We start from the raw sequence: 11,752 nt of genomic DNA on the forward strand, positions 1-11,752 counted from the left end.
TGCAATGCAATATTCCCGCGAATCAGGAGGCTTTCTTGAAAGAATTCTCGATGATCCGCCACCTCGGTTTCGTGGCGGCACGACGCGGCGAGCCCACATCGGCTAATCCCTACAGGACATATCTCGAACGGATAGCCTGGATAGGCGGTTACTCCGAAGGCCGCGTGTCCCAAGCGTTCGGCACGATGCTGACGTCCTACGATACGGCACGTAAGCGGTAGCCGAAACACTGGCTCCAACCTTTACGCTCTCGCCATTTCCCAGATTGGCCGATCACGATGTTACATCAATTTCAATCCCCAACTCCCGACGGGCTGGGGTTTTGAGCGGTCGTACCCTCCTTCTTTCGAAGGCCAGTCTTTCCGCCGCGCGGCCCGCCCCTATCTTTCGCTCGCTCCCGATACCGGGACCGCACCTGCCGGTGCCGCCGACCACGCCGCTCCCGCAGTGTCTGCGATGACCGCCGGTTCACGCCGCTGCCCCTCGCTACGGCGACTCCCGCCAGCGTAGCACCCGCGCGGCTACCGCCGCGCCCCCGGCGTCGCGCCCCAATCCACCCTCGCCATCCCTCGCGCCGCGCCTCTGCCCCTGATCGTGCCGTGTGGCGCGCGGAGTTGCGGGCGGCCGGGGCGTTGCGTGTGGACCGCAGCGGCGTCGCGCTGGTGGAGGCGGTGCGCCTCGCGGCGGGCGGGCGGCGCGGGGGGTGAGGGCGGGATAGAGAGGAGAGAAGGGCCGGTGAGGGTGTCGCCGAGAATGGTTTCGAGCGACATTCGAAAGGTAAAGACGATGAACATCGGTGAAATCTTTAATCGGAACGGCCGTCTGAAGGGCTCGATCGCCACCCGCACCATCGATCTGCCCAGCGTCGGGCTGCGCAAGGTCGTGAGCGATAATCCGAAGGCTCCGGTCTACGAGATCCTCGCGCTTAACATCGCCCGCCGCTACGTCCAGATCGGCGCGCTGTGGGAGGCCGTGTCGAAGCAGGGGGATGTGTTCCTCGCCGGGAACATCGACGACCCCAGCCTTCCCGAGCCGCTGCCGATCGCGCTCTTCCCGGCCGATCATGGCGGCTACATGGTCGCCTGGCGTCGCGACACCATGCGCTCCGATTTCGGTGGCGGCATGGGCGCGAGCAGCGGCCGGTACGACGATCGCGGCCCGGGCGATCAGGGCGGCTTCGGCGACAGCACCGTGGGTGCCGGCGGCGAACGGTCGGGTTCGGACACCTCGTTCGAGGAGGAAGACCCGTTCTGATCACACGCTGATCAGTCCCATCGGGCCGGGGAGGCGTCAGGCTTCCCCGGCCCCTTTCATTTTTCGCTCATGAGGAGACATCCCATGCGCCGCTCTTCATTGCATTCTTCCGCCCCGCTGACCGACCTTGCCGCGCTCTCCGCGGCGATCATGGCCAGCCCCTCGATCCGCGACCTGCTCGCGCGGCATGTCGAGGGTGCGTCTCCCGTGCCGGACATCCCGGCGGGCATCACCTGCGGCGAAATCATCGCCGCCATCTACGACCTGCTCGAGAATACGCCGCTCGCGCCGCACGCGGCCGGGATCGTCGATGCCGTCCTGACACGCGCGGCATTCGTCGCGTCCGCCCGGGCCAGCAGGCACTGACCCGGCACGACACCCATGCAGGGCCGCGACGCCACCCTCGCGTTCGCGGCCTTTTTCCTTTGCCCCCCTGACAGGGAGAAGTTCCATGAGCCACGACCATTCGCGCAGCATCAGCCGCTTCGCTGATCTGCCCGCGCTGTTCGCCGAAGTGACCGCGACCCCGGAATTCCAGCGCGCTTTCGGCGATCCGATCCCCCTCTCGATCATCAGCCCGGGGGATGAACCGGGCGAACACGACATGCCCGAGCCGCTCCACGCACAGGCCGATTGCGCCGGGGTCATCGCCACCATCTTCGACCTGCTGACCGACACCCGCCTCGATGCACTTGCCCCCGAGATCGCATGGGGCATGGTGAACAGCTTTCATTTCGTCGCCGGAAAGCTCGAACGGCAGGAAGACCTGCTGGCCGACGAACTGCGCGACATGATGCGCCGCTCCGACCTTTCCGAGGTGTTTAATACCGAGCTCGAGGAGAAGCAGCTGCTGTGCCAGTCGCTGTCCGAACAGCGCGAAGCGGTCGAGTGCATGCGCGACTATGCGGCCGACACCTTCCGCGTGCTTTCGGGCCGTCCCTGGTCGCCCGCACGCGGTTCGCGGGTCTCGAAGGTCGCCACCGCCACGCAGGTCGCGATACAGGACTTCCTGCGCGCCCGGGAACTCGCCGAGCGCGAGCGGTACCGCCCGCGTGGCCCGATCGTCGTCGCCTCGGGCCATGCCGAATGGCACGACTGGCAGATCCTGTGGGACCGGCTCGACGCGATCCTCGCGCGGATCCCGCACATGACGCTGGTGACCACCGCGCAGCGTAAGGGCTTCGATGCGATCGTGGCCTCGTGGGCGGGGAGCCGCGAGGTCCAGCTCGTCACCTACTCGCTGATGGGCGCGGGGCGCGGCGCGCCCTTTGCCCGTAATCGCAAGCTGGTCGAACTGAAACCCGTCGAAGCCGTGCTGGGCGAGGGGTCGGGCATCCAGGCGAACCTCTATCAGGCGCTGCGAAAGGTCGGGGTTCCGATCCATGCCTTCCGAAAGGCCGATCAGGCACCTGCCGAGAAGATCACCGCGCTTCCGCGGGGCCGCGTTCGCCGGGTAGCCTGACACCGAAGTCTCAGTGCATTTTTCGAGGGACGGCGCGCCGCGCCGTCCCCCTTTTTTGCGCAAGGGGCGTGCAGGGTCGTGAGGTCGCGGGCGCTCCACTGAGAGGTAAGCGCCTGGAGGCACCCGTTGCGAATCAGGGGCATCGAGCCCCAGATTCGCAAAGCCTCTTCTCTCTCTCAAGAATTCCAATCGTGGCACGGGACCGCGTCGGCCTCAAGGACGACGGGGCCCCACCATTTTTCCGGGCGGGTCGGGCGTCATGCTTCCATTCGGGCATTCTGGCCGCCCGGAAAAATCGTGACCCCCATCGCCGGCTGCGCCGGTCGCGTTCCGCGATCCTTGACCCCGCCGCTCGGAGCCCGTGCCCAGGGGGGAACCTCTTTCGTTTCTACAGGAGGTTCCCATGACGAAGATCCACCGCAGCGTCCGCCCGTTCTCCGACATCGCCGAATTCATCGCGCAGGAGACGATGGCGGGCACCACCGACGACTTCCACGCCGCCTTCTCCTCCGATCTCGACGGGGTCCGCATCGGGCGCGGCGAGGAGGAGATGGCGACCGACATGCCCGATCCTCGCGAAGCCCAGCTTGCCGTCGAACTGATCGTCACGACCCTCTTCGACCTGCTGCGCGACACGCGGCTGCAGCCTGCCGCCGAGCGCCTCGCATGGGGCATCGTGAACAGTTTCCATCACGTCGCCGACCAGTGGCAGGGGCAGGCCGATAAGGCGACGCGCGACGTCCAGGACCTGCTGCGGCGCGCCGACGGCAGCGAAATCCACGGCGTCGAACTCGAGCAGGCACAGGGCGAACTCGAATTCCTCGACGAAGCCACCGACGCGCTGCGCTGCATGCGCGACCATGCCGCCGACGTCTTCCACACCGAAACCGGGCGGCCGTGGTCGGCACCGAAGGGATCGCTGGTCTCGAGTAAGCGCACCGCCTCGGTGATCGCCGCTACCGATTTCCTTGCCGCCCGCCGCCAGCGCCGCACCGACGCGCATAACCCGCAGGGGCCCATCGTGATCTTCTCCGGCGGCGCGGACTGCTGGTTTGACGACCGCCTGATCTGGGAGAAACTCGACGACGCGAAATCCCGGAACCCGGCGATGGTGCTGGCGACCACCGCACAGGATAAGGGATGCGACGCGATGGCTGCAGCGTGGGCCGCCTCGCGGAAGGTGAAGCTCATCACGTTCCGCCTCAGCGCGAAGCTGGGGAAGAGGGCGGGGTTCGTCCGGAACGAGCAGATGGTCGGACTGCGACCCGTTGAGGCGCTGGTCTGCGAAGGATCGGGCCTGCAGTCCCACCTCGCGCGCCTCGTGAAGGAGAAGCGTATCCCGGCGCGGTTCGTCAGGCTCAGCGATCAGGGATGGGAGGCGCAGTGAGGTTCCGCCAGAGGATCGGTCCGGTTCGCCGGGCCGGTCCTCATTTCCTTTTATCAAGCGTAGCTCTCGCCCCCGCTCAGGGACCCGCAGGCGGGTCCGTCGCGGGCGCGATGCGGGACCGCCAGACGGTCCCGGCCTCCTGCGCGCGGCTTCGCCGTGCTCGTCGCAGGGACACCCTTCGGGTGCGGTCTGGGCGGGATTGGCTGAGGGGGCGAGGCCCGCGTCCTGCCACCAGAGGAGAGGAGGGCAGAGAGGGGTGGCTCATTCGAGGAGATTAAAGCCATGTCCGAGCATCTGCACCTTTCTAATTCGGCCGTCTTCGTTTCCGGGTCGCTGTCCATTACCGCGCTTCCCGAACCCGTCATCGAACGCATCGAGGGTATCCTGTACCGCGCACTTCCCATCCTGATCGGGGACGCGCGCGGCGTGGATCGATTGGTCCAGCGCCATCTTTCCGATCGCGAGATCGCTGCTGTCAGGGTCTACTGTTCCGGAGAGGAACCGCGTCATAATCTGGGCGACTGGCCCGTCCGGCGCATTCCTACTTCCGGCAGAAAGGGCACCGCCGCCTTCCATGCCGCGAAGGATGCGGCGATGGCGCGCGATGCCGCCCTGGGTCTCGTGATCTGGGATGGTCGCAGCCGGGGCAGCCTTGCGAATATCCACCGGTTGGCGGCGCAGCGGCGCTTCATCATGATCTGGTTCGGGCCCGAAGCGCGGTTCATCACCCTGAGATCTGATTCCGACAGGGACAGCTTTCTCGAGGCGCATCCCTGCCGGAACCTGGTGATGACCAGCGCGTGATCAGATCGCTGCCGGCAGTCCCTTAATCGCCGTCAGCGCCGCGCCGCCGCCTACCCGGACCGCCTGTGTGAGAAGCTCGCGAAACTCCCTTTCCGTGAGCTTCTCCACCGGCATCTCCGCGATCATCGCGGCATATCTGCCCCGCAGCGCACGGCGCGCGATTTCCAGTTCATCGTTCATCTTGCGCTGACGCGCTTCGAGATCGGCGAGCCGATCCCTTTCCGTCATCTTCGGCATTTCCATCGTCCTTCCCCGATGGCCTGCCCGTCGCTTGCGACTGTGCCACATCGGCGGATCGGCGCAAGCGGGGATTGCCGCTTCCTGCGGAACCGGCGGGGCTTCGCGCCTGGCCGCCCTGTCGGTCCGTCACCGACCACATCCCATCCCATCCCATCCATCGCCCTGCGGTGCCTGTCGTCCGCGGACACCCCCATGAGGAGGCTTTCATGCTCACCATCGAACCCGATTACGACCGTTTCGTCGAAACCCATGAACCGCACTATTTCTCTGCGCAGGCGAGGGGGTTCGCTCTCATTCGCCAGATCGAACGCCACCTCAAACGGGCTAATTCCTACGCGGGCCAGTACTATGGTTACACCGATCACGAGACCGGCGACTTCGTGATCACCGACGAGTGCGACGAGGAATACGAGGCGGAATGGAACCGGGCTTCGGAGCTCGCCCGGATAGCTGCCCGCTCCAATGCGTATCGGATCATCCGGGCGCAGGGCCGTGACGACGAGGCGGCCATGCTCATCCTTGAAGCGCGCACGTTGGTCGCCCAGCAGGGCTGATCACATACTCCGGGGACCGGGCCTGACGCCCGGTCCCCTTTTTTGCTTTCGGGGAGACCCCACCCATGAACGCCATCCCTCAAACCTCCTCGCCACGCACCACCGCGCAACTGCAGCAAGGGTGCCCCGCCCCTGCCGGTACGAGGCTGCGCAGCGCAAGCGCGCTGCGTAAGGCGGGACGCACGGCGCGAGGCCGTTTTGTAATGGACCCTACGCACGGGTGCAGCGGGCGTATTAGCCTGTAGAAACAAGGTCATATTGCCGTAAGACCCGTATGACCCGGTTCCAGGGGAGCGTCGTACGCGGACCACGACGCCGACGAGGTCGGCCCTATCCCGTTGAGTTACCTTGAAATAATTTGTGGTACGCGTCAGACGCGGTTTCAGGATCTGTTCGACCGCCACCTTCATGAAAAGGGCTGGACTCGCTGGTGCATCGGACTGCGGGCCGGCGACGTGGCGCAGCTCCGCCTCACCGATATCGAGTGGCAGGCGGGTTCGCTGCGGATTACGGGCAAGTCGCGCCATGAAGTTCGCTTGCCGCTGCCCCAGGACGTCGGGGATGCGGTCGCGGCCTATCTCGAATGCCGACCGTCTTTCTGCCGAAGTGATCGCGTGTTCCTGAGCACGATCGCGCCCAGTCGCCCGTTCCTAAACGGTGACGCCGTCTCTTCGGTGGTCAGGCGCATCATGAAGCGGGCTGGCCTCGTGACACCGTTCAAGGGTGCGCACGTCCTGCGGCACACCGCGGCGACCGAGATGCTGCGCCACGGGGTGCCGCTCGACAAGATCGGTCTGGTCCTCCGGCATAGTGGCATCGACACTACGGCCCACTACGCCAAAGCCGATGTCACTCTTCTGAAGCAGGTGGCGCAGCCATGGCCGGAGGCGCTCTGATGTTGAAGACCTTCGAGACCTATCTCGCACTGCGTCGTGCCACGGGCTTTGCGATGTCGAATGCCGAGTATTTGCTCAAAAGCTTCGCCGGCTTCGCGACTGAGCGCGGACAGGCGTATGTTCAAACGCAAACAGCCATCGATTGGGCCGCACTGGGACCGTCGATTGCGCAACGCGACGCGCGACTGAAAGCCGTCTGCCGCTTCGCACGCCATATCCGCGTCGAAGACGTGCGGCACGAGTTGCCCCCGCGCAATCACTTCGGTGCCCAAAAAAGGCGCCGGCCACCGCACATTTACTCGGGCACGGAGATCGCTCGCCTGATCGAAGCCGCTAGCCAGCTTCGACCTCAAGGAGGCCTGCGCCCGCTGACTTATGCGACCTTGATAGCCCTACTCGCGGTCACGGGGTTGCGCATCGGCACAGCTCGACCGCCGACATGACGCGGCGTTCGACGCGACCGAGATGGCCGTCATGGGCCAGGCGAAAAGCAGCACCGTGGCGGCGGAAAATATCCGCCACCTCCAGATCGGACCGCACGGGGTCGGCTCAGGCGGGCGGCACCACCTCGATGGTCAAACGATCGAGTGGGCTCTGCGTGCTTGCGATCGTCGTCGTCGCCACATGCGTGTAGCGCGCCGTCGTCGACAGGCTGTTGTGCCCGAGCAAGACCTGGATGATCCGGATGTCGACGCCGCTCTCGAGCAGATGGGTAGCGAAGCTGTGCCGCAGCGTGTGCACGCTGACCTTCTTGGTCAATCCCGCCGCCTTGGTCGCGGACCGGCAGGCCGAATGGAGCACGGAAACGTTGATCGGCTTGTCGCCGCGACCCGGAAACAGCCAGTCGCTCGGCCGCGCCAGGCGCCAGTAGGTCCGCAAGATACCGAGCAGTTGTGGAGAGAGCATGACCGTCCGGTCCTTGCCGCCCTTGCCGTGACGGACCTGGATAACCATGCGCGCGCTGTCGATATCAGCAACCTTCAGGTTCACCGCTTCCGAAACGCGCAAACCCGCGGCATAGGCCGTGGTCAGCGCCGTGCGTGCCTTCAGGGACGGCACCGCCTCAAGCAGGCGCACGATCTCGTCGGCGCTCAAGATCACCGGCAGCTTGCGGGGCGTGCGCGCATAGGCGATCCGCTCGGGAATCTCCGCCCGGTTCAGCGTCACGCCTTAGAAGAAGCGCAGCGCGCAGACAGTCTGGTTCAGCGCCGGCCAGGAAATGCCCTGCGACACCAGATACACTTGAAACGCGCGGACATCCTCCAGCCCCAGGCGGTCCGGCGAAGGGCCGAAATAACGGCTGAACTTCGTCACGGCATGGAGGTAGGATCGCTGCGTGGCTGGCGACAGGTTGCGAAGCATCATGTCGTCGATCATGCGACGGCGCAGCGGGCTCACCGCTGCCAAGGTGTCGGTCATGGATGGTCTCCTGATCAGGGGTTGGTCTTCAGCAACCAAACCTTCCCATCAGGAGGCCATTCCAGCCAGCGAACAACCCAGTGCCGCGTCAGCGGGTCGTCTAATCGCCCCTCGGTCAAGTCCAACGAATTGATCGTTCATAAAGATGCGCCGCGTGTGCCGGGTACAGGGTCGTCTACGCGGTCGATACAAATTTGATCGCCGCAGGATGGGTTCCGTAGCCGAGATCTTCCTATGTTCGTGACGCAATCTGCTCGCAAGGGGCAGTTGCTTCCCGCTTCGCGGAATGATCCCAACCGCGTCCCGGCAGGGACGGCTCGGCACGCCCCGAACGGGCGCTAACTGATGAAACGATAGATGATGCTGGTTCCGGCGCTTTTTCCTCCTATTGGTCAGGCCGGGGCAGTGGCTCCGGCATTTGGATCAAACAGCTCACCCGTCTTCAGCATCGAGTGCATGATTACCGCCAGTTTGCGCGCAAGGGCGACAGCGGCCCGCTTGAATCCCAAACGCTCTTTCAGCGCGAGTGCCCATGTTCGCAACGCGCTGGTCTCCGACGACCTGTTCAAATCACCGAGGCCGCGTCGTACAACAACGTGCGTAGCTTAGCGTCACCACGACGCGAGATGTGACCTTCATAGTCAACCTCGCCTGACTGATATCGCTTCGGGGTCAGCCCGACCCAGGCGCCCACCGCGCGCGAGTTCTTGAAGTTGATCGAATCCTCCACTGCTGCTGCAAAGGCCGTGGCGGTGACCGTACCCACGCCAGGTACCGAGGCGAGTAGGCGGCAGCGTTGATCCGTGCCGGCCATAACAACCAGCTGCTTGGTCAACTCCGCCACGCGAAGCCGAATATCGCCCCAGGCCTTAAGCAGTGGTAGGATGATGCGCGCCAAATTGTCTTCGTCTTCCAGAAGCGTAACTACGTTGCGCTCAAAGACGCTGCCTGCGCCTTTGGGTATTACGAGACCGAACGTCTTCATCAGCCCGCGTATCTGGTTCGACATCTGCACCCGCATCTTCATAAGTTGGCGTCGTGCTGCAATCAGCGTCCTCATTAACATGCTGTCGAAGCCTTTGACGCGGATCTCCCGAAAGAAACCTACCTCGGCCAAATGCGCCAGACCGTCAGCGTCGTTCGCGTCTGTCTTGTTCGCGGCCATGTCGAGAGCCGCCTTGGCATGGCGCGCGTCTATGCAGATCGCTGGCAAACCCTCCGCAGTCAGCGCATGAAAAAACCAAACCGAAAGAGGCCCTGTCTCGAACACCACGCGCTTTGCATTCGGCGCGCGTTTGCGGATCACTTCTGCGAGCAGCTTCGGATCCGACGGACACTTGCCACGCCAAACGCGCTTGCCATCCTGACGAATCGAAATCGAAGTGTCTTTCAGGGAAACATCGAGTCCTATATGCTGGTCCACGGTTGTCCTCCATCTGATGCTGGGCCCGGTCCAAAATCGTGAGCCCGTTCTTCATCTAGCGGGGGGCAACCAACCTTCCAGTAATCTCGAGCCCCTTGCCCATGGCCGGCGCTCCCGCGATTACGTCATGTTCGTTCGTTCAATCAATCATAACCGACTCATCCGATTCAACAATTTTCGACAACTACTTGATAAGTGATTCAAAAACTTATGGGTAATCGCAAGCCTCCCCGGATGCGTACGCTTCGCCCCCGGTCAGCGCCACCGCTATGGGCAGGCCCAACGCATTGATGCGGAGATGGATCTTGGTCGTAAAGCCACCTTTTGAGCGGCCAAGACCCTGACGCGGAGTCCCCCTCATATGATGAGTTGAAGGTCAAGGGGATATCTCGTCGTTTCGTATCTCCCGGTCGGCATCGGCATCCAGCTGAGCCCGTTCACGAGTACCGGCGGGTGTGCCTCGCCTGTACCACCTCATATCCGGTCGCCGCTCGGGACGGCTGCACCATAATCCCGCATTCGGGGACGCGGCTCAGGAGAACGGAACCCTTCTTTTGAGCGGCGTTGGAAGCCATGGGGGGGCTTCGGTCCGTTCGCCTGGATCCGTCAGGACCGATCAGGTCCTGAGGATTGGAGTGTATCGCGAGCAGCCCTTCGCTACGCTGCGGTCATGGCGACTCCCTCGATCACGACCCCTGCGGTCACGTAATTCCACAAGGCAACGAGCAGCTTGCGCGCCAGCGCGACGATCGCGACCTTTCGACCTCGCCCGCCGCTGTGGCTTGCCCGTTTCATGGAACCAGCGTGTGAGAGCCGCGTCCGGCTGATAGCGCAGCCATAGCCATGCCAGCTGGATCATCGTCGTGCGCAGTCGTGGATTGCCTGCTTTCGAGACGCCCTGTTCACGATCGATCGAGCCGCTTCGCCAAGGCGAGGGTGCAAGCCCTGCATAGGCCGCGACCTGGCGCCGATTGTCGAACTGTCGGAATAGTCCCTCGCTCGTGAGGATGTTGGCGGATTCCGCGCCGATACCCTTGATCCCCGTCAGCATCGCTTGAGGCGAGGTCTCATGGGCTTGGGAGCACAGGGCATCGCGTTCGGCTTCGACGGCCTTGATCTGTCCGTCCAATAGCTCGAGCCGGTCCAGTTCACGACAAAGCTGTGCCTTGAGATGGGTAGGCAATGGGCGGCCGTCGCCGGTTCGCAGTTCTTCCAGGCGCTCACGGCGGTCGCGACGAACAGGCTCATAATGCCGGATGCCGACGCCAAAGAGCAGCCCCTTGATCCGGTTGACGTGCCGTTTGCGTTCCTCGATCAGCGCCTTGCGCTCTCGGCCAATCCGGCGGCGATCCTCATCCTCGACTGCAGGCACACGGACCATCGTGCAGACGCGAGGCTCACCGCGCATCCATGCCATCAGCGTGCGGACCAGCGTCTCTCCGTCGATGCGATCGGTCTTCGCCTGGCGATGCCGGCGTGACACCGCGATCGATGCGGCATCCACGACATGGCTTGCGATCCAACCTTCCGCCTCAAGCGCGCGATGGATCCAGAAGCCATCAAGCCCCGCTTCCTGGATGACCACTACACGATAGAGCCTGCCCTCCCGGGCCCGTGTCTTCTCACGCAAGGCACCCAAGCAGGCCAGCAATGCGGGCAGGTCGCCGCCCGGCACCCAGTGACGCGACATCCGCTCGCTGCCAGGCGATAGCGAGGTCGCCAGCCAGGTCGATTTCGACAGTTCCAGCGAAACGAAAATTGCGCCAAGGTCAACCCAGATGGCGGCAGGCGGCGAGATTGATTCTGCTGACATGGCAAATCCTTTCAGAGAGGTTGGTAGCAAACCGACTCTGATCTCCCTCAGGCCGCTGTCCACTTCTCATCATGGGATCTTTTGCGCGGGCTGAACAGTGGTGCGCCCGGATTATTGTGCTGTCGATCATCTGTAGGCTGGGGTTGCCGCCCCCGCTTTCGTTGAAGGCTTCGAGCAGCAACTCCCACAAGCCTGACAGCGTCCAGCGCCAGAACTGGCGGTAAACCGATGACCATTTGCCAAAATGCTCGTGCAGGTCGCGCCGGGCCACGCCCGTCCGTGCGATCCAGAAAATCCCATCGAGGACGAGGCGGTGATCTCGCGGGCGCCGCCCGCTGCGCGCCCTGCGCTCGATCACAAACGGCTCAAGACACGTCCATTCCTCGTCGCTCATCAAACCCCGGATCAAGACAGCCTCCCACTTGGCTACCTTCGAGACGCCGGCCCATTACGGCATCTAGCTAGTGGTTTCCGCCTGACATAAGAGTCCGGTTCGGGAT

The 11,752-nt window shown here is 63.9% G+C and carries 12 protein-coding genes and 5 pseudogenes; 9 read left to right on the forward strand and 8 right to left on the reverse strand.

The window, feature by feature from the left end; all coding sequences use genetic code 11:
* Positions 1-50 precede the first annotated feature (50 nt).
* The 6 genes from ACFFJC_RS21315 to ACFFJC_RS21120 all read left to right on the forward strand — a co-directional run bounded on the left by ACFFJC_RS21315 (position 51) and on the right by ACFFJC_RS21120 (position 4,907).
* Complete coding sequence (locus ACFFJC_RS21315) at positions 51-221, forward strand: ribosome modulation factor (RefSeq protein WP_379502833.1); 171 nt, start codon at positions 51-53, stop codon at positions 219-221.
* A gap of 565 nt (positions 222-786) precedes the next feature.
* A complete protein-coding gene (locus ACFFJC_RS21100) occupies positions 787-1,254 on the forward strand; it encodes a DUF736 domain-containing protein (protein ID WP_086493719.1) in 468 nt (155 codons plus the stop codon).
* A gap of 84 nt (positions 1,255-1,338) precedes the next feature.
* Positions 1,339-1,620, forward strand: coding sequence for a hypothetical protein (locus ACFFJC_RS21105; RefSeq protein ID WP_086493720.1), 282 nt, complete (start codon positions 1,339-1,341; stop codon positions 1,618-1,620).
* A gap of 85 nt (positions 1,621-1,705) precedes the next feature.
* A complete protein-coding gene (locus tag ACFFJC_RS21110) occupies positions 1,706-2,716 on the forward strand; it encodes a DUF2493 domain-containing protein (RefSeq protein WP_086493721.1) in 1,011 nt (336 codons plus the stop codon).
* A gap of 403 nt (positions 2,717-3,119) precedes the next feature.
* Positions 3,120-4,103: a DUF2493 domain-containing protein gene (locus tag ACFFJC_RS21115; RefSeq protein ID WP_086493722.1), complete on the forward strand. Its 984-nt coding sequence runs from the start codon at positions 3,120-3,122 to the stop codon at positions 4,101-4,103.
* 282 nt (positions 4,104-4,385) lie between these two features.
* Complete coding sequence (locus ACFFJC_RS21120; RefSeq protein WP_086493723.1) at positions 4,386-4,907, forward strand: hypothetical protein; 522 nt, start codon at positions 4,386-4,388, stop codon at positions 4,905-4,907.
* Here ACFFJC_RS21120 and ACFFJC_RS21125 read toward each other — a convergent pair whose 3' ends face one another.
* Positions 4,908-5,144 carry a hypothetical protein gene (locus ACFFJC_RS21125; RefSeq protein WP_283406918.1) on the reverse strand — a complete coding sequence of 79 codons (237 nt, stop codon included), beginning with the start codon at positions 5,142-5,144 and terminating at the stop codon, positions 4,908-4,910. It abuts the gene before it with no gap.
* Positions 5,145-5,353: 209 nt separating this feature from the next.
* Here ACFFJC_RS21125 and ACFFJC_RS21130 point away from each other — a divergent pair, with 209 nt between their 5' ends.
* From ACFFJC_RS21130 to ACFFJC_RS21140, 3 genes are all read left to right on the forward strand, one after another.
* Entirely contained in the window at positions 5,354-5,701 is a 348-nt protein-coding gene (locus tag ACFFJC_RS21130) for a hypothetical protein (protein ID WP_086493724.1), read from the forward strand.
* A gap of 338 nt (positions 5,702-6,039) precedes the next feature.
* The gene (locus tag ACFFJC_RS21135; RefSeq protein WP_230588603.1) at positions 6,040-6,597 is read left to right on the forward strand and encodes a tyrosine-type recombinase/integrase; all 558 of its coding nucleotides are present in this window, start codon (positions 6,040-6,042) and stop codon (positions 6,595-6,597) included.
* Positions 6,597-7,040 carry a hypothetical protein gene (locus ACFFJC_RS21140; protein ID WP_379489230.1) on the forward strand — a complete coding sequence of 148 codons (444 nt, stop codon included), beginning with the start codon at positions 6,597-6,599 and terminating at the stop codon, positions 7,038-7,040. Before ACFFJC_RS21135 ends, ACFFJC_RS21140 begins: the two co-directional genes overlap by 1 nt.
* Here the strand turns inward: ACFFJC_RS21140 and ACFFJC_RS21320 are convergent.
* From ACFFJC_RS21320 to ACFFJC_RS21170, 7 genes and pseudogenes are all read right to left on the reverse strand, one after another.
* Positions 7,015-7,137: pseudogene (locus ACFFJC_RS21320) on the reverse strand (IS91 family transposase); the annotation flags it as partial. The gene ACFFJC_RS21140 and the pseudogene ACFFJC_RS21320 overlap by 26 nt on opposite strands.
* A 9-nt stretch (positions 7,138-7,146) precedes the next feature.
* On the reverse strand, positions 7,147-7,764 hold the full coding sequence (locus ACFFJC_RS21145) for a tyrosine-type recombinase/integrase (RefSeq protein WP_230588604.1): 618 nt from the start codon (positions 7,762-7,764) through the stop codon (positions 7,147-7,149).
* Between the two features lie 3 nt (positions 7,765-7,767).
* Positions 7,768-8,016 (reverse strand): phage integrase N-terminal SAM-like domain-containing protein, encoded by a 249-nt coding sequence (locus ACFFJC_RS21150; RefSeq protein ID WP_230588605.1) that lies wholly within the window; start codon positions 8,014-8,016, stop codon positions 7,768-7,770.
* A gap of 392 nt (positions 8,017-8,408) precedes the next feature.
* Positions 8,409-9,439, reverse strand: a pseudogene (locus ACFFJC_RS21155) (IS110 family RNA-guided transposase).
* A gap of 244 nt (positions 9,440-9,683) precedes the next feature.
* A pseudogene (locus ACFFJC_RS21160) lies at positions 9,684-9,797 on the reverse strand (IS5/IS1182 family transposase); the annotation flags it as partial.
* 299 nt (positions 9,798-10,096) lie between these two features.
* Positions 10,097-11,252: pseudogene (locus ACFFJC_RS21165) on the reverse strand (IS110 family RNA-guided transposase).
* Between the two features lie 79 nt (positions 11,253-11,331).
* Positions 11,332-11,646: pseudogene (locus ACFFJC_RS21170) on the reverse strand (transposase); the annotation flags it as partial.
* Positions 11,647-11,752: the final 106 nt, after the last annotated feature.

This window comes from Novosphingobium soli (assembly GCF_042432915.1).
Lineage (GTDB): Bacteria > Pseudomonadota > Alphaproteobacteria > Sphingomonadales > Sphingomonadaceae > Novosphingobium > Novosphingobium soli.